The 17,407-nt window shown below is 65.0% G+C and carries 16 protein-coding genes; 5 read left to right on the forward strand and 11 right to left on the reverse strand.

All coding sequences use genetic code 11. From position 1 onward, the window contains the following. Positions 1-12: 12 nt before the first annotated feature. Both V5279_RS13300 and V5279_RS13305 read right to left on the reverse strand, forming a co-directional pair. Complete coding sequence (locus V5279_RS13300) at positions 13-1,413, reverse strand: selenium-binding protein SBP56-related protein (RefSeq protein WP_338697960.1); 1,401 nt, start codon at positions 1,411-1,413, stop codon at positions 13-15. Positions 1,414-1,830: 417 nt separating this feature from the next. Beyond that, complete coding sequence (locus V5279_RS13305) at positions 1,831-3,027, reverse strand: amidohydrolase family protein (protein ID WP_338697961.1); 1,197 nt, start codon at positions 3,025-3,027, stop codon at positions 1,831-1,833. 171 nt (positions 3,028-3,198) lie between these two features. On the opposite strand from V5279_RS13305, the gene V5279_RS13310 reads away from it, so the two are divergent. Continuing rightward, positions 3,199-3,972 carry a ferredoxin--NADP reductase gene (locus tag V5279_RS13310; protein WP_338697962.1) on the forward strand — a complete coding sequence of 258 codons (774 nt, stop codon included), beginning with the start codon at positions 3,199-3,201 and terminating at the stop codon, positions 3,970-3,972. Between the two features lie 148 nt (positions 3,973-4,120). On the opposite strand, the gene soxA is transcribed toward V5279_RS13310, so the two are convergent. The 9 genes from soxA to V5279_RS13355 all read right to left on the reverse strand — a co-directional run bounded on the left by soxA (position 4,121) and on the right by V5279_RS13355 (position 12,374). Further along, positions 4,121-4,894 (reverse strand): sulfur oxidation c-type cytochrome SoxA, encoded by a 774-nt coding sequence (soxA, locus tag V5279_RS13315; protein ID WP_338697963.1) that lies wholly within the window; start codon positions 4,892-4,894, stop codon positions 4,121-4,123. Then, positions 4,891-5,211, reverse strand: coding sequence for a thiosulfate oxidation carrier complex protein SoxZ (gene soxZ / locus V5279_RS13320; protein WP_338697964.1), 321 nt, complete (start codon positions 5,209-5,211; stop codon positions 4,891-4,893). Before soxZ ends, soxA begins: the two co-directional genes overlap by 4 nt. Next, positions 5,211-5,675 (reverse strand): SoxY-related AACIE arm protein, encoded by a 465-nt coding sequence (locus V5279_RS13325; RefSeq protein WP_338697965.1) that lies wholly within the window; start codon positions 5,673-5,675, stop codon positions 5,211-5,213. The genes soxZ and V5279_RS13325 overlap by 1 nt, the downstream gene beginning before the upstream one ends. A 9-nt stretch (positions 5,676-5,684) precedes the next feature. Then, positions 5,685-6,116 (reverse strand): sulfur oxidation c-type cytochrome SoxX, encoded by a 432-nt coding sequence (gene soxX, locus V5279_RS13330; protein WP_338701155.1) that lies wholly within the window; start codon positions 6,114-6,116, stop codon positions 5,685-5,687. Positions 6,117-6,126: 10 nt separating this feature from the next. After that, positions 6,127-7,401, reverse strand: a complete 1,275-nt coding sequence (locus V5279_RS13335) for an NAD(P)/FAD-dependent oxidoreductase (protein ID WP_338697967.1) — start codon at positions 7,399-7,401, stop codon at positions 6,127-6,129. Between the two features lie 56 nt (positions 7,402-7,457). After that, the gene (locus tag V5279_RS13340; RefSeq protein WP_338697969.1) at positions 7,458-9,656 is read right to left on the reverse strand and encodes a xanthine dehydrogenase family protein molybdopterin-binding subunit; all 2,199 of its coding nucleotides are present in this window, start codon (positions 9,654-9,656) and stop codon (positions 7,458-7,460) included. Between the two features lie 10 nt (positions 9,657-9,666). Beyond that, the gene (locus tag V5279_RS13345) at positions 9,667-10,116 is read right to left on the reverse strand and encodes a (2Fe-2S)-binding protein (protein ID WP_029078187.1); all 450 of its coding nucleotides are present in this window, start codon (positions 10,114-10,116) and stop codon (positions 9,667-9,669) included. A gap of 151 nt (positions 10,117-10,267) precedes the next feature. After that, entirely contained in the window at positions 10,268-11,668 is a 1,401-nt protein-coding gene (locus tag V5279_RS13350) for an MFS transporter (RefSeq protein WP_338697972.1), read from the reverse strand. A gap of 100 nt (positions 11,669-11,768) precedes the next feature. Beyond that, complete coding sequence (locus V5279_RS13355; RefSeq protein ID WP_338697974.1) at positions 11,769-12,374, reverse strand: helix-turn-helix domain-containing protein; 606 nt, start codon at positions 12,372-12,374, stop codon at positions 11,769-11,771. A 95-nt stretch (positions 12,375-12,469) separates the two neighbouring features. Between V5279_RS13355 and V5279_RS13360 the strand changes: the two genes are divergently transcribed. The 4 genes from V5279_RS13360 to V5279_RS13375 all read left to right on the forward strand — a co-directional run bounded on the left by V5279_RS13360 (position 12,470) and on the right by V5279_RS13375 (position 17,368). Continuing rightward, positions 12,470-12,832 (forward strand): darcynin family protein, encoded by a 363-nt coding sequence (locus V5279_RS13360; protein WP_338697976.1) that lies wholly within the window; start codon positions 12,470-12,472, stop codon positions 12,830-12,832. Between the two features lie 579 nt (positions 12,833-13,411). Then, positions 13,412-15,187, forward strand: coding sequence for an iron ABC transporter permease (locus V5279_RS13365; protein WP_338697978.1), 1,776 nt, complete (start codon positions 13,412-13,414; stop codon positions 15,185-15,187). A gap of 25 nt (positions 15,188-15,212) precedes the next feature. After that, the gene (locus tag V5279_RS13370) at positions 15,213-16,250 is read left to right on the forward strand and encodes an ABC transporter substrate-binding protein (RefSeq protein ID WP_338697980.1); all 1,038 of its coding nucleotides are present in this window, start codon (positions 15,213-15,215) and stop codon (positions 16,248-16,250) included. Positions 16,251-16,264: 14 nt separating this feature from the next. Then, positions 16,265-17,368, forward strand: coding sequence for an ABC transporter ATP-binding protein (locus V5279_RS13375; protein ID WP_338697982.1), 1,104 nt, complete (start codon positions 16,265-16,267; stop codon positions 17,366-17,368). Positions 17,369-17,407: the final 39 nt, after the last annotated feature.

The following is a 17,407-nucleotide window of genomic DNA, read 5'->3' on the forward strand; positions in this document are numbered from 1 at the left end:
CTGCACTCACATTCAGGCCGACGGATAGCAGAACGAATCCGTCGAGCAGTCGCCGCCGTCGAGCCGGATCTGGTGGGCGCGGTAGCCGTCGGGGAAGGTGACCCAGTAGTTCTTTGCCAGTTCAAGGCCGCCGCCCGGGCTCGCATTCGCCATCACCTGGGCGCCGGGAATGCCTTGCGGATAGAACTGGTCGTCCCAGGTCGAGTAGAGCGAATTGGTCCAGTAGACCCGCTTGCCGTCGCGGCTGATCTCGACCATTTGCGGACCGCCGGCAAATGGCTGGCCGTTGGGGTGAGGAGTGCGGCTGACGATACCGCCGATGCGGACCGATCCGGCGAGCTTTGGCTTGCGCGGATTGCTGACATCGTATTGGCGCATCTCGCCGGTGGCCCAGCAGGCGACATAAAGGAATTTGTCGTCCATCGACAGATCGATGTCGGTCACCAGCGGCGGCACGGCGCCGAAGCCTTGCAGCAGCGGCGGCAGTTGCTCCTTCGGTGCGGGCTCGGGCGGTATCGTCACCGTCTTCTCGATATGAAACTTGCCGCCCTCGCGCCACCAGGTCCAGATCGAACCTTCGAGGTTGGTGGTATCGACCACGACCCCGACGAAGCCGTATTCGCGAACCGGATCGTGCGCGGGACGTACCTCCAGCGCCATTTGATGGTTGGCGCCGAGATCGATGGTTTGGACATTGCGCCGCGCGCGCAGATCCCAGAAGTGGAGGCGATGTCCGTATTTGTTCGAGAGCAGGTCCTCCGGCACGATCCCGTTCTCGAATTGCGGCGGCAGCGCCCATTCGCTGCTCACCATGTAGTCGCGCGGCAGGTTCCACCAGAAGTCATAGTGCTTGGTCTGGGGACCGCGATCGATCTCCCAGCGTCCGAGCACCTCGAATGTCTCGCAGTCCATGATGAAGACGCCGGGCGGCCCATCGGTGCCGTCCTTGCCGCCGCCGCCGAGCGTGGAGACGTAAATGCCGTCCGGTCCGCAGTGGATCGTATGCGGCCGCGAATAGCCGGTCTTCCTGAACACCTCCTCGGGCTCGATGATCTTGTGGATCTTGGCCTGCGTCGGATCCGGCTTGGTGTCGATGATGTAGATCCGCGACGACCGCATGCCGGGGACGATGAGATAGCGACGCTCGATAAAGGCATGTCCCGCAAGCGGCGACAACGCCGACGAACACGCGTTCCAGCCGAAATGGTGAAACTCGTCGCCCTTGTTGGGCATCGTCACGGTGTGGACGATCTTGCTGTAGGTCGGCGAGCCCGGCTTGACGTCGATGACGGCGAGCGCGTCGGGCTTTGAAAAGTCCGGGCTGAGCAGCACGGTGTAGGCGAAGTTCTCTGCCGGAGCTTCCATCGCAAGCTTCGGCGACGCGTGAAACGTGGGATCTGGCCTGATCGTCATCGTGCTGCCTCCTGTTTGTCTGCTGTGGACCAACACGGCGCGGCGGCATGCGGCAGGAACTAATCCGGATCGTCGCGTGTCTCTTGTGAGTGCCGCCGGCTAGGTTCGCGTGGCGGCACGATACACCCCAATGGTGACAGGTGAAAACAAGGTTCAGCTTCGGAGGCGGCGCGGCAAAGACGCGCGGCGCCGTGCCCGTGATCCAGCAGCTTCTTCAAGAGGTTGGATAAGCGCCGCTTTGCTGTCCTCTACGGACCAATCTTTCACCGTCACCCTGAGGAGCGCGCAGTGCGTCTCGAAGGGTCGACGGCCCGGTTCTTGGCCGCGGGCCGTTCATCCTTCGAGGCACGCTGCGCGTGTACCTCCAGCCACAACGGCGAAGCCGTTGCGCGGGGGTGACGAGGCCACTTATCGCGATTACTTCGCCACGATCTCCGGCACCTTGCCCGCGGGCGGGGTGTTGCGGCTGCGCTGGGTACGGACGATGCCGTCGATAATGGTCATGCCGATGCCCGGGAGATCGCCGAGCTGAACGCTCTCCAGGATGTTCCTGCCCGGCGAGTGCTGGGCCTTGTCCATCAGCACGAAATCGGCGGAGCGGCCGACCTCGATCAGGCCGCAATCGAGCTCGCGCATCCGCGCGGTGTTGCCGGTGGCGAGGCAGAACGCCAGCTCGGCGGGCAGTTCCCCCAGCGAGGACAGCAGCGAGACCATCCGCAAAATGCCGAGCGGCTGCACGCCGGAGCCGGCCGGCGCATCGGTGCCGAGGATGACGCGGTGCAGGTCGCCCATCTCGCGCGCGATGCGCAGCGTGAACAGCGCCGAGCGCTCATTGCCGTTATGCACCAGCTCGAGCCCGCGCTTGCAGCCCTCGCAGATGCAGCGGATCTGGTCGTCCGGCAGCGCGGTGTGGCCGCCATTGATGTGGCCGACCACGTCGGTGTCGGCCTCCAGCACCACGTCCTTGTCGATCAGGCCGGAGCCGGGGATCGAGGGGCCACCGGTGTGGATCGTGCTCTGGATGCCGTATTTGCGGGCCCAGCCGACCATCTTCCGCGCGGTGGGGCCGTCCTTGACGCCGCCGAGCCCGACCTCGCCGAGCAGCTTGACGCCGGCGGCGGCCAATTCCTTGAAATCGTCCTCCACCATCTCGCATTCGATCACCGGCGCGCCGGCATGCACTTTCACGCCGCCCGGCCGCAGCGTCCAGAACGCGCGCTGCGCGAAGATCGCCATCGCCTTCAGTCCGACCACGTCGCGCGGACGCCCGGGCATGTGCACCTCGCCGGCCGAGATCATGGTGGTGACGCCGCCGTGCAGATAGCTGTCGATCCAGTTGATCTGGTTCTGCCGCGGCGTCCAGTCGCCGGCGACGGGATGGACGTGGCTGTCGATCAGGCCGGGCGCGACCGTGGTGCCGTTGGCATCGACGATGGTGGTCGCGCCTTCGGTGTCGACGTCCTTGAACCGGCCGATCGCGGTGATCTTGCCGTTCTCGGCGACGATGGTATCGGCGTCCAGAATCGGCCTTTCCAGGGCTCCCGACAGCAGTAGCCCGATATTGCGGATCACCAGCTTGCTGGGGCCGGTGGCCTGGGGCGCGTCGTGAGCCATGGGTGTTTTCCTTCTGTTTCTGCCGAAATTGCCCGGGAATTTGAGCCCGGCTTGACTTTCGGATCAAGCCGGATTATTCGTTTGTATACGAATGATCGTATACAAACGATCCGGCCGGTCAACGGGGTTCAAGTCCTCGACCCGCCGCAGCACAGATCAGGGATTGGTGCGATGAGCAATTTCAACCAGGAAAGCGTCCTCAGCGTTCATCACTGGACCGACACGCTGTTCTCCTTCACCACCACCCGCAACCCGTCGTTCCGCTTCCGCAACGGCGAGTTCACCATGATCGGTCTCAAGGTCGGCGAGAAGCCGCTGCTGCGGGCCTACAGCGTCGCCAGCGCGAATTACGAGGACACGCTCGAGTTCTTCTCGATCAAGGTTCCGGACGGCCCGCTGACCTCGCGCCTGCAGCACCTCAAGGAAGGCGACGAGATCATTGTCAGCCGCAAGGCCACCGGCACGCTTGTCATCGACAACCTTGAGGACGGCCGCAACCTCTATCTGGTCGGCACCGGCACCGGCCTCGCCCCGTTCCTCAGCGTGATCAAGGATCCCGAGACCTATGACCGCTTCGAGAAGGTCGTGCTGCTGCACGGCTGCCGCCGTGTCAAGGAGCTCGCCTATGGCGAGATGATCACCGAGCGGCTGCCGCAGGACGAACTGATCGGCGATCTGGTGCGCGACCAGCTGATCTACTACCCGACCGTGACGCGCGATCCGTTCCGCAACCGCGGCCGCATCACCGACCTCATCACCTCGGGCAAGCTGTTCGCCGACATCGGTCTGCCAGCGCTCGATCCCGCGCATGACCGCGTCATGATCTGCGGCTCGCCGGCGCTGGTCGCCGGCACCCGCACGCTGCTGAATGGCCGCGGCTTCGTCGAGGGCAATCACGGCGAGCCCGCGCAGTTCGTGGTCGAGAAAGCGTTCGCCGAGCGCTGATCTTCGCACTGATCTCCAGCCCCGTCATTGCGAAGAGTTCGCGACAAAATTGCAATGCAATTTTGCGCTGAAGCGACGAAGCAATCCATCTTCCGGTACAGCCGGAAGCAATGGATTGCTTCGCTCCGCTTGACAAAGCTGATGCGGCTTACGGCCGGACCGCCGGCGCTTCGATCGGCATGCCGCGCGCCCGCGACATCAGGTAGAGCTCGAGCTCGACGAGCTCCGGCGAACCATAGTCGTAGGCCTGCGCGCGGATGCCGGTGATGCAGGCGCGCAGCCGCCGCTGCAGCGACCCGAGCGACTGCCATTCCAGCCGATAGAGCGGATAGCCGGTCGGCTGCGCCTGCGTGATCGCGCTGCCCGCGAGCTTCTTGTCCCAATTGTCGTCGTGGCAGTTAGTGCAGCCGAGATTGAGCTGGCCCTGCCGCTGCATGAACAGTGCGTGGCCCTTCTCGACGAAGGGCGCGAGCTCCGGATCGTCGCCGGTTGCGATCGGCATCCCGCGCGACTGCTGTGCGACATAGGCTGATAGCGCCAGCAGCTCGCGGCTTTCATAGGCGAATGGTGACGCCTGCTGGTGGTTGGTGCGGCAGAGGTTGATCCGCCCTTCGAGGTCAACCGGCTTTCCCAGGGCCTTCTCGAACGCCGGATAGTGTGCCGCGACGCCCTTCATGCTGACGCGCGCATCATGGTGGCAGTCGGCGCAGGCCTTGTCCGCGCTGCCGGCCTTGCGCTTCCACAAAGCCTCGCCGTCGAGCACAAACAGCATGCCGGGATTGGCGGTGTCCTCGTCCTGCATCGCCCTGGTGTCCGCGCTCATGAAGCTATAGCCGGAGCGGCGCTCGGCCTGCGGGATCTCGGTGGCGCGCGCTGCGCCCGCCATCGCCGTCAGCAGCGCAATGCAGACCGCAATCCTCATTCGACCGTGATCGAAGCCTGCGCGGTCTCCGAAAACCCCTTGTCGCCGATCCACTCGAATTCGAACTTGCCGCTTTCGGTCACGGTGGTGAAGAAGGTGATGAACGGATTGGCGGCGATTGCCGGATAAAGGTCGGCGCGGAAGATCTGTGTACCGTTGAAGCGACAAGTGAAGCTTGTGATGATGTCCCGCGGCACCACGTCGCCCGACGCGGTGTGGCGGTAGCCGGTCTCCATGGTGTGCGACATCAGCGTCTTGATCTCGATGATGCTGCCGCGCCTGGCCTTGGCCGGCACGTTGATCAAAGCCGATGGCATCAGATCGCCTCCTCGGTGCAGGCGGCGAGCGTCACCACGACATCAGCGGTCGCCGACCAGAACGTGTCGTCGGAGAGCCGCGCAATCGCCGTGACCTTCTGGCTGTCGGCGAGGCGGATGCGGGTCGATACCTGGGCGCGGCCGGCGCGCGGTGTGAGATAGAAATTGCCGATGTTCGGCTGCGGGTTCTTCTCGTTGAAGATGTGGATGCTCTTCACATACTCGTCCGGCGTCATCGGGCTCGCGACGCTGACCGTCATCGGCACGGTGTTGCCGTTCTCGACCAGCGGCGGGATGTCGAGCTTCACCTTGCCGGTCCGCACATCGGCTTCGCCGACGACATTGCGGATCGCGGACTGCAGCATCGCGGGCGTGGCGTCGGCCGGCCGCACGATCACCAGCACCGCGGCACCGCCGGTGAGGCTCAGGAACGTGCGACGTGTGGTGTGGTCCGAATTCGTCATTCCTAGGTCCTAGTTCCGTAGCGTTACCAGATAGGCCACGATGTCCTCGATCTGCTCCGCCGACAGGATCGGCTTGTCGCGCCATGAGGTGCCGACGCGCGTGAGCCCATCGACTCGATAGTAGGACGGCATGATCGTCGCCGCGTTGAGATGCGCCGCATCGACCAGCCGGAGCCGCAACTGTCCTTCCGACCAGCGGGCGCCGCTCCCAGTGAGGTTCGGCGCGAGGTCGCCCTGGAACGCCTGCTCCGGAAATGGGCCGCTGTGGCAGAGGATGCAAGTCGAGGAACGCTCGACGATCAGCGCACGGCCACGAGTCGCGTCGCCCTTTGTTGCCGTCAGCGGTTGCGGGATCGCCTCGCCGACCACGGTATAGGGGCGCAGTGCTTCGGCGCCGGCAGGCACGTTAGCTGCGAACGCGGCTACTGCGAGCAACGCCATGAGGGAGAGCCTAGCCAAAGGCCTCTCCCGTGATGGTCCTGAACCAGTCAAGCGCCTGATCAGCCTCGCGTTGGCGCACCTCGCGCGGCGCGTCGACCGGGCTCGTGGTCACCTCGGCCTCGCCGTATTGATCTTCCTTCGGCTGATAGATGCCCTTCAGGGAGAAGGCGTAGCCCGGGGCGACCGTGTTGTAGCATGCGCCATCGAGCCGCGGCATCTCCGGCGCCTTGCCTGCAAGTGAATTCACGATCGCCGCCGCACAGGCCCGGCCTTGCGCGGCCGCCGCGGAAGCGGATTTCGGAATCCCGCCGGCGATCGCGGCGTCGCCGATGACATGGATGTTGGGCACGAGCTTCGAGGCAAAGCTGACCGGATCGATCGGGCACCAGCCGGTGTGGTCGGCGGCACCGGCGATCTCGGCGATGCGGCCGGCTCGCTGCGGCGGGATCACATTGGCGACCGCGGCGGTGTAGTTGCCGAAGTCTGTGACGATCTCATTGGTCGCCGGATTGACCGACGTCACCCGGCCGCCTTGTGATAGCGCGATCCGTTCAATCATGCCGGGATAGAGTTCCGCCCAGGCTCTCTCGAACAGCTTCTGCTGCGAGTAATTGTCCTTGGCGTCGAGCACCAGGATTTTTGAGCGGGGCTTCTTCGCTTTCAGATAATGCGCGATCAGGCTGGCGCGCTCGTAGGGTGCCGGCGGACAGCGCAGCGGCGCGGCGGGGACGGCGATCACGACGAGGCCGCCATCATCCATGGCTTCGAGCTGCCCGCGCAGCAGCATGGTCTGCGCGCCGGCCTTCCAGGCGTGCGGCATCTTCTCCGCCGCCGCCTCGTCATAGCCGGAGAGCGCGTCGAAGCGCATATCGATGCCGGGCGCGAGCACGAGCCCGTCATAGAGGAGCGTTGTGCCATCAGAGAGAACGATGCTACGCGCTTGCGCATCGACTTTAGTGGCTGCCTGTGCGGCAACCGCGATGCCGTCGGCTGCGACCTTGTCGTAGGTGAATTGCTGCGCGGAAAGCTCGCGCAGGCCTGCGATCACCTCGTTGCTGAACGGGCAGGCGGTGAAAATCTTGTTCGGTTCGACCAGCGTAACCTGAAGTTTTGCGTCGAGTCGCCGCAGCGCCCGCGCACAGGCCGCGCCGCCGAAGCCGCCGCCGATCACCGCGATCCGCGGCGCGCCTTGCGCCAACGACGGATGCGCCAACGCGGCCGCCGCTACGATAGTAGCGGCGCCACGGACGACATCCCTGCGCGTCTGAAGACGCGAGACGGCCATGCACGATAATCCTGGGGAGGGGGCGGCGGCCGCTCGGGCCGCCGCTTCTGGTTTGATCAGGCGAAGCTGATGTTCTGGTTGCGCAGCGGGAAGTTGCGGATGCGTTTTCCCGTCGCCGCGAAATAGGCGTTGAGCACCGCCGGCGCCGCGACGCCGATGGTCGGCTCGCCGACGCCGCCCCAGAACCCGCCGCTCGGCACCATCACCGATTCCACCTTCGGCATTTCGTTGATGCGCATCGAGTTGTAGGTGTCGAAGTTGGTCTGCTCGATGCGGCCATCCTTCACGGTGCAGCCGCCGTAGAACAGCGCGCTGAGGCCATAGACGAAGGAGCCCGCGATCTGTCGTTCCACCTGCGCCGGATTGACGACATAGCCGGGATCGGTGGAGGCGACGATGCGATGCACCTTGATCTTGCTGCCGTCGGTCACCGAGATCTCGGCAGCGCCGGCAACATAGCTGCCATAGCCCATCACCTGCGCGATGCCGCGATAGACGCCCTTCGGCGCCGGCGTGCTCCAGCCGATCTTCTCGGCCACGGCGTTGAGCACCGCGAGGTGCTTGGGGTTCTTGCCCATCAGCTTGCGGCGGAATTCGAGCGGGTCCTGGCCGGCAGCCAGCGCCAGCTCATCCATGAAGCATTCCATGTAGATCGCGTTGTGATTGACGTTGACGCCGCGCCAGAAGCCCGGCGGGACGTGCGGGTTGCGCATCGAATGCTCGACCAGCAGGTTCGGCACCGAATAGCCGATCGCGGCCTCGCCGGCTTGCGCGACGCCCTGGAACGCGGCGGGGTCCATGCCGTTCTGCAGCGCTTCCGGGCGCACGGAGAACAGGATGGATTGGCCGGACAGCCGGTAGTGCAGCGCGACCAGGTTGTTGTCGGCATCGAACGCGCCGGTCAGCTTGCACTGCGTGATCGGGTGATACTTGCCGTGCTGCATGTCTTCTTCGCGCGACCACAACAGCTTGATTGGCGTGCCCGGCATCTGCTTGGCGATCGCCACCGCCTGCCGCACATAGTCGGTCATGCCGCGCCGGCCGAAGCCGCCGCCGAGCATCAGCTTGTGCACGTCGACCTTGTCCGCCGGCAGGCCCGAGGCCTCGAGCGCTGCGGCGAACGCCGCCTCGCCATTCTGGGTGCCGCACCACACCTCGCACTTCTCAGGCGTGTAGAGCACGGTGGCGTTCATCGGCTCCATCGTGGCGTGGTTCTGGTAGGGATAGCTGTAGACCGCCTCGACCTTCTTGGCCGCACTGGCGATCGCCGCCTTGGCATCGCCGTTCTGGTTGCCGACATAGGCCGGCTGGGTATTGTCGAGACCCTCGGCGAGCCATTTTGCGATCGTCTCGCTGGAGACCTTTGCGTTGGAGCCTTCGTCCCAGACGATCGGCAGCGCATCTAGCGCGGTCTTGGCGTGCCACCAGGTGTCGGCGACGACGGCCACGGCGCTGTCGCCGACCGGCACCACCTTCCTGACGCCCTTCATGCCGGCGATCTTGGCTTCGTCGAAGCTTTTCACCTTGCCGCCGAACACCGGGCAGTCCTTGATCGCGGCGTTCAGCATGCCGGGCAGCTTGACGTCGATGCCGTAGGTCATCTTGCCGGTGGTCTTGTCGACGGTGTCGAGCCGCTTCAGACCCTTGCCGGCGATGGTCCAGTCCTTCGGGTCCTTCAGCTTGACGTCGGCCGGCGGCTCGAGCTTGGCCGCGGCTTCTGCAACCTTGCCGTAGGTCGTGGTCTTGCCCGACGGCGTATGGGTGATGACGCTGTTGGCCGCCTTGCACTCCGAGGCCGGCACCTTCCACTCATTGGCCGCCGCCTGGATCAGCATCACGCGTGCCGTGGCGCCGCCCTTGCGGACATAGTCCTGCGAGGTGCGGATGCCGCGGCTGCCGCCGGTCGAGAAATCGCCCCAGGCGCGCTTGCGGGCGACGCTCTGGCCGGGCGTCGGATATTCGGTGGTGACCTTCGACCAGTCGCACTCCAATTCCTCGGCGACGAGCTGGGCAAGACCGGTGAGCGTGCCCTGGCCCATCTCGGAGCGGGCGATGCGGATCACCACGGTGTCGTCGGGTCGGATCACGACCCAAGCGTTGACTTCCGGTGCACCGTCGGCCGCGCGCACCACGGAGGGGCCGCCGAACGGAAGATCGAGGCCGAGCGCGAGACCGGCGCCGGCGGTTGCCGTGCCGATCACGAAGGCGCGGCGATTGAGCCTTGAAGAGAGCTTTGGCATGACGTGCTGATTCATTGCTGCTTCCTCATGCGTTCGCGGCAGCATGAATCGCCTCGCGCACCTGCTGGAAGGTGCCGCAGCGGCAGATATTGGTGATGGCGTCGTTGATGTCGTCGTCAGTCGGCTTCGGGTTCTCCTTCAGCAGCGCCGCCACAGCCATGATCATGCCGCTCTGGCAATAGCCGCATTGCGGCACGTCGTCGGCGATCCAGGCGAGCTGAACCTTGTGCATCACGCCGCCCGCCGCGAGGCCCTCGATGGTGGTGATGTCCTTGCCGGCGGCTTCGCTCACCGTGACGCCGCAGGAGCGCATCGCGACGCCGTCGATATGAACGGTGCAGGCGCCGCACTGTGCGATGCCGCAGCCGTATTTGGTCCCTGTCAGTCCGACATTCTCGCGAATCGCCCACAGCAGTGGCGTGTCGTCCTCGACGTCTACATTGATTGTTTTGCCGTTTATTTTGAGATTTGCCATCGCTTTTCCCTGAATAGTCCAATCCACCGATTGGACTGCGGCGCGATGGTGGCCTTGAAACTGGAACGGTTCAAATCAAGAAAATGCGCTCGCAGCGCGGAAGAAAGTTGATGGCGCGGTGTTTGGTCGCGCATCGCGCTTTGCATGCCTGTTATGTCTTTTGCGACGAGGTGACTGCCAGGCGCAGGAAACTCATGACACTGCCGAGCGCGGCAAATCCCGCGCCTAGTGCCAGCGCGACGGTGGCGCCCTCGCGGTCGGCCAGCGCAAAGCAGAGTGCGGCGAGTGCGGCACCCGTGGTCTGCCCGGTCAGCCTCGCGGTTGCGACAATGCCGCTGGCGCTGCCGCTGCGATGTGACGGGGCGCTCGACATGATCGCCTTCATGTTCGGGGTCTGGAAGAAACCGAAGCCGATGCCGCAGATCATCGTGCGCCAGACGATGTTGGCGACGCTGGGCTCGGCCGGCAGGGTCGCGAGCAGCACCATGCCAAGCCCGAGCAGCAGCATGCCGATGCCGCCGAGGATGCCGGCCGGATAGCGGTCGGACAGCCGGCCCCCGATCGGCGCCATGAAGGCGACCACCAGCGGCCACGGCGTCATGAAGAAGCCGGTCTCGACCTGCGAGCGGTGCAGTATGTCCTCGAAGTAGAACGGCAGCGAGACAAAGGCGAGTCCCTGCACAGCAAACGAGCAGACGGCGGTCGCGGCCGACAGCGCGAAAATCGGCCGGCGAAACAGGTCGATCGGCAGCATCGGCGCCGGATGATCGGCATGCCGCCGGGTCAGGATCCAGCCGAACAGGATCGCGCCGACAAGCTCGGCGATGACAAGCGCAGGCGCCGTCTTGTGGGCGGCGCTGCCGATGCCGATGATGAAGAGGCCGAGGCAGGCGCAGGCCAGCGCGGCGCCGGCGAAGTCGAAGCTGTGGGTGGCGCGCGGCGTCTTCGGCAGCGTCTTCATGCCGATCAGCAACGCTGTGATGCCGAAGGGAATGTTGACGGCGAACAGCCACGGCCATGGACCGAGCGCGAGGATTCCCGACGCGATCGTTGGTCCCAACGTGAACGCGGTCGCGACCACGAGCGCATTGTGGCCGAAGCCGCGGCCGAGCATCCGGGTCGGATAGACGAAGCGCACCAGCGCGGTGTTCACGCTCATCAGGCCGCTGGCGCCGAGCCCCTGCAAGGTGCGCGCGACCAACAGGCTCGGCAGCGACCACGCCAGCGCGCAGCCGAGCGACGCCAATGTGAACAGCAGGAGGCCGCCGAGATAGATGCGCTGGTGGCCGACGATTTCGCCGAGCGCGCCGAGCGGCAGCAGCGTCGCGACCAGCGCGATCTGATAGACGTTGACCACCCATACCACTTCGGCGGGGCTGACATGCAGATCGTTGGCGATCGCGGGCAGCGCGATGTTGGCGATCGCGGTATCGAGCGAGGCCATCGCCAGCGCCGTGAAGATCGCGGCCACCGCCCAGCGCCGGGTTTCCCACGGCAATCCATCGGTGATCGGCGCCGCAGCCGCGCCGGTGGTGGGGGTCTTTTCGAGCATGCCTGACAATGTCTCCAGGCCGCCATGTACTACGCCGGCACCCCGTTCCCCAGCCGCGCCGCTGCATGATGCGTATGCGAAGCGGCCTTGCCGGGAGCGCTCAAAGGTCCGCGTGCGGCCCGAGCAGATATCCCTCGATGGCGCGCAGTACCCGGCGGTTGGCGGCGGCCTGCGAGAGGTCCTTTTGAAGCGCATGGTCGACCATGGCGCGGCTGATCACGATCAGGTCCTCGATGATTTCGTCGTCGACTGGCCTTGCGATCTCGCGACGGTGCCGGGCGAGCAGGGCGGCGACCAGCTCCTTCAGTTCGCTGGCCGCCGAAGAGTCTGATGACGCCGGGCGCAGGCGATCCTCCTCGGTCTCCAGGATGCGGTTGAGCCCGGCTCGCTCGGCATGCGCCTCGAGCTGGGCGCGAATGATGAGGTTGAGCGACGCGGTCAGGCTCTTGCCCTCGGACGCTGCGACCGCGTCCCGCACCTTGGCCAGCAGCGCGTCCTCGAACCGGCCGATCAAAGCCAGCGTCAGCGCGTCCTTGTTGGGAAAGTACTGGTAGACCGAGCCGACGCTGATGCCGCCGCGCTCGGCCACCGCATTGGTGTTGTAACCCTCGAGCCCGCGTTGCTCCAAAACGCGAGCCGCCGCCTCCAGAATGACCGCCACGGTTTCCCGCGAACGCTGCTGCAGCGGCTGTTTCCGAGCCTTCATGCGCCGCTTCGCCGGCATGGAGAGCCGCTCCTGGAACGCGAGTTGTGGAATATGAGTAATTGCTCACATTATGGACGCGAAAGGAGAACCGATCAATGGTTACACTGCAAACGACGTCGTCCCCCGTGCTTCCCGAGCACGAGGACGATCCGCACAATTTTCACATCTTCGTCATGGTCAAGACCACGCGGCATTGGCTCGATCTGAAGACCGAGCAGCGCCTCGCCTTCCTGCACGAGGAGGTCATTCCGCTGCTCCGGCGCCGTCCCGAGCTGAGGGTGCGCTGGTTCGAGCCGGAGGCCTTCTCAACCAGAGCGACCGACGTCATGATCTGCGAAACAAGCGACCTCTCGGCCTGGGCCTGGTTCTGCGACCATTTGCGCGAGACGAGGTTTTGGGACCATTACTTCGAAGTGCTCGACATCATGCCGGCGCTCGAAGGCAATTATCTCGCCTAGAGCCGAACGCCGGCCCGGATCGTTTCGGGCCGGCGCGTCGGCAGGGTGCGGCCGAGGGCGGTCTTGCGGTGAAGTTTCTTCGCTTTTTCAGAATTATCCCTCTGATCGAGAGAGGGTGAAACGAGAAGCAAACCTCGGACAAATCATGTCGCGAGAATGCGAAGCTATGTCCCCCCACTTGTCATCGCACGGCTCGACCGGGCGATCCAGTACGCCGCGGCCCATCGGCTCAATCACCGACGTCTCTGGAATACTGGATCACCCGCTTTCGCGGGTAATGACACCGAACTAGCTGTTTGACACTTGAATCAGAAAAGGCTGGACGGCCCCGCCGGTGGCCGTCGATCCTTCGAGGGCCGCCGAAGAAGCGGCCACCTCAGGATGACGGGTCCGATGGTCGCGTGTGCTGGGCGATAACCATGCCAGTGTCGTCCCCGCGAAAGCAAGGCCGCGCCCCCGCTGCGTCACAGAATCGCGCCGAGACGACTTTCGGATAGCTTGCGTCACAGTCGCGATCGACTACCCTTGGTATGCAAGCAGGCGCGACGTCAGATCGCGCCGCAAGAGGGGACGCGCGCATTGCACGGACAGGCCGACGGGCGCAGCGATGCCATGCGAAGCGCCGGCGAGGGAACTCGGCGCCGCGCATTCACCGGCCTTTGGGTCGCAACACTGCTGGCGATTCTCACCTTCCTGGTGATCTATCCCGTTTTCATGCTGCTGCTCGGCGCGCTCACCGACACCAATCCGGTGGTCGACGGCATCCGGCTCAGCCTGAGCCATCTGTCGATCGCCAATTTCCTCGCCGTGCTGGCCAATCCGAACGTCGCCGAAGCGCTGCTCAACACGCTGATCGCCTGCGGCGGCGGCACCGTGATCGCGGTCGCGATCGGGCTGTTGTTCTCCTGGATCGTGGTCCGCACCAACACGCCTTTCAAGGGCTTCATCGCCGCGGCCAGCATCCTGCCGCTGTTTGCGCCGCCGCTGGTCGCCGGCGTGGCCTGGGCCATCCTCGGCTCGCCGAAGACCGGGCTGATCAACACGATGTTCAAGTGGATGGGCTCCGACCTGCGCATCGATCTCTATTCGATGTGGGGCCTGGTGTTCGTGTTCGGCATCTACTACGCGCCCTATGTCTACATGTTCACGTCCTCGGCGCTGCGCAACATGGACCCGAGCCTGGAGGAGGCTGCGGAGATTTCCGGCGCCAGCGCGTTCGCCACTTTGTTCACGGTGACGTTCCCGCTGATCATGCCGGCGATCGTCTCGGGCATGCTGCTGTCGTTCATCGTGATGCTCGGCATCTACGGCATCCCGGCCGTGCTCGGCGCGCCGACCAACCTGAACGTGCTCACGACCTACATCTTCAAGCTCACCAACTGGTCGCCGCCGCTCTACAACACCGCAGCCGCCGTGGCGATCATCCTGATGGTGGTCACGGGCCTCCTGGTCTATCTCCAGCAGAAATTGCTGAGCGGACGCAGCTACACGACCGTGGCGGGCAAGGCGTTCCGGCCGCGCAGCCTCGATCTCGGGCCGTGGCGCTGGCTGACCTTCGCGCTCGGGATGGGTTATCTCCTCATCGTCGTGGTGCTGCCGTCGCTGGCGCTGATCGTCGCGGCGTTCCGCAAGTTCATGTTCATCCGCGACGCCGCGAGCCTGTTCGACATGCGGCAGTATTCGCTGGTGCATTTCGAGAGCATCTTCGACAATCCGCTGACGATGCGGTCGATCTACAACGCGGTCGAGGTCGGCGTCATCACGGCGGTGGTCGGCGGCGCGCTCGCCTTTGCGATCGGCTATACCATCCATCGCACTCGCGTCACCGGCCGCAGCGCCATCGACCTGATCTCGACGGTGCCGGTCGCGATCCCCGGGCTCGTGGTCGGCGTCGCCTATCTCTGGGCCTGGATCGGCGTGCCCGGCGGGCTCTACGGCACGATCTGGATTCTCGCGCTCGCCTTCATCGCGCGCTTCATGCCCGACACGGTGAAGGCGCTGTCGACCTCGTTCCTGCAGATTCACCGCGAGCTCGAGGAGGCCGCCTGGGTCTGCGGCCGGGGCATGCTCGGCACCATCAGGACGATCGTGCTGCCGCTGGCGCGGCCGGGCGTGCTGGCGTCGATGACGCTGCTGTTCGTGCTGGCGATCCGCGAGCTCGGCTCGTCGCTGTTCCTTTACACCAGCAACACCATGGTGATGTCGGTGCTGCTGCTCGACTATTACGAGGGCGGCAATATCGGAAAGACCGCGGCCTTCAGCCTGGTGCAGACGGTGCTGCTCGGCGTCCTGATCGGCGGCGCCAACTGGCTGTCGCGCGGCGCCGCGCAGGGCAATGTGGCGCGGACCGGATAACAACAAGAAGAGGGAAGGATTGGCGATGAATAGACGGACCTTCACCACACTGGCCACTATGCTCGCCTTGGCGGGCGTCGCGGCATTCGCGCCGGCGCCGGCCGCATCGGCGCAGGAGTTCGGCTCGCCGGAATTGATCGCCGCCGCGAAGGCCGAAGGCAAGTTCGTGTTCTACACTGCCAACTTCGCCGAGATCGAGCAGCAGGTGATCAAGGCCTTCAACAAGCGCTTTCCGGAGATCAAGGTCGAGATGGTGCGCGCGCCCGGCGGCCAGCTCATCACCCGCGTGAAGACGGAGGCCGCCGCCGGCAAGCTGATCGCCGATGTCGTCGACCACTCCGATCGCGCGCTGATGCAGCCGCTGGAAGACCTGTTCCAGGACTATGCGCCGCCGAACGCGGCCGACTACGATCCGCACGCGCTGATCTCGCCAAAATTGTGGCCCCGTGCCACGATCGCCTGGTCGATCGGCTACAACACCGAGCTGGTGAAGGATCCGCCGAAATCCTGGATGGATCTGACCAAGCCGCAATATGACAAGCTGATCGGGCAGGTGTTCGCGCAGTCCGGCGGCACCACCTGGACCCGGATCATGTTCGAGCGCCAGGTGCTCGGCGAGGGTTACTGGGCCAGGCAGGCCGCGACCCATCCCGTGCTTTATCCCTCCGGCGCGCCGACGGCCGATGCCCTGGTTCGCGGCGAGATCGCGATAGCGCCGCTGCTCTACAACGTGATCTATCAAAAGAAGAAGGACGGCGCGCCGATCGAGATCTTCTTCCCTCCGGAGGGAGCGCCGGTCAATCCCTATGCGAGTGGCATTCCGAAGACGGCGGCTCATCCCAATGCGGCAAAGCTGTTCCTGAACTGGTGCCTGTCGAAGGAAGGGCAGACCTTCATGATCAAGGAGCTCGGCAATCTCACCTCGCTCAAGGAGCCGCCGGCCTTCCCGGAGGGATTCGATCCTAAGGTGGTCAAGCTCTGGTATCCGAAGTTCGACGACTATGTGAAGCTGCACGCGGCGTGGGTCGCGGAGTGGGACAAGACGTTCGGTTACCGGCAATAGGTGCGGGTGAAGCGATGACTGCGACGCTCGAGGTCACCGATCTCAGGAAGCAATTTGCGATCGGCCGCCCGGCGATCGACGGCGTCAGCTTTGCCGTGCCGGCCGGCGAGATCGTGGTGCTGCTCGGCCCCTCCGGCTGCGGCAAGACCACGACGCTGCGCTGCGTCGCCGGGCTCGAGCATCCGACCGGTGGCGAGATCAGCATTTCCGGGCGGGTGGTGTCGTCGCCGGCGCGCGGCATCCTGGTGCCGCCGCGCGCGCGCAACCTCGGCATGGTGTTCCAGTCCTATGCGGTGTGGCCGCATATGACGGTGCGGCAGAACGTGGTCTATCCGCTGAAGCACCGCAAGATCGGGCGTGCTGATGCCGGCCGCATGGTCGACGAGGCGCTGGCGCTGGTCGGACTGTCCGACTATGCCGACCGGCAGGTGGTGGCGCTGTCGGGAGGCCAGATGCAGCGCGTCGCGCTGGCGCGCAGCATGGTGTACCGGCCGCAACTCTTGCTGCTCGACGAGCCGCTGTCGAACCTCGATGCCAAATTGCGCCTGCGGCTGCGCGACGACCTCCGCGTCATTCTCAAGCAGACCGGGATGACGGCGCTCTATGTCACCCATGATCAGGCCGAGGCGGTCGTGCTTGGCGACCGGATCGGCGTGATGCGCGACGGCAAGCTGCTGCAGATGGACACGCCCGACATGATCTACAACCACCCGGCCGATCTGTTCGTCGCCAATTTCACCGGCGCGACCAACGAACTCGCCGGCACGCTGGTCGCGTGCAATGACCGGTTTGGCGTGGTCGATTTCGGCGACGGCAGGCAAGGCGAAGTCGCCCTGTGTCAGACGCTGAAACCCGACGAGAAGGTCCGCGTCGCGCTGCGGCCGGAGAATATCGCGATCGGCCGACCCGATGGCGCCAACACATTCTCGGCAAAAGTGCTCGACCGCCGCTATCAGGGCACCCAGACCGCCTACGGCATCGAGCTGTTCGGCAAACGGCTGGAAGCGATCGAGCTCGGCACCGCCGCGCGCCATCAGGTCGGCGTCGAGGCACAGGTCGCGCTGCCGCGTGAATGCTTGTGGGCCTATCGCGACAACGGGCAGTCATCGCATGATTAGCTGTGCGGAATCCGCCCCCTTCCGCAATCGTATTGACAT

The sequence above is a fragment of the Bradyrhizobium sp. 26S5 genome (assembly GCF_036923295.1).
Lineage (GTDB): Bacteria > Pseudomonadota > Alphaproteobacteria > Rhizobiales > Xanthobacteraceae > Bradyrhizobium > Bradyrhizobium septentrionale.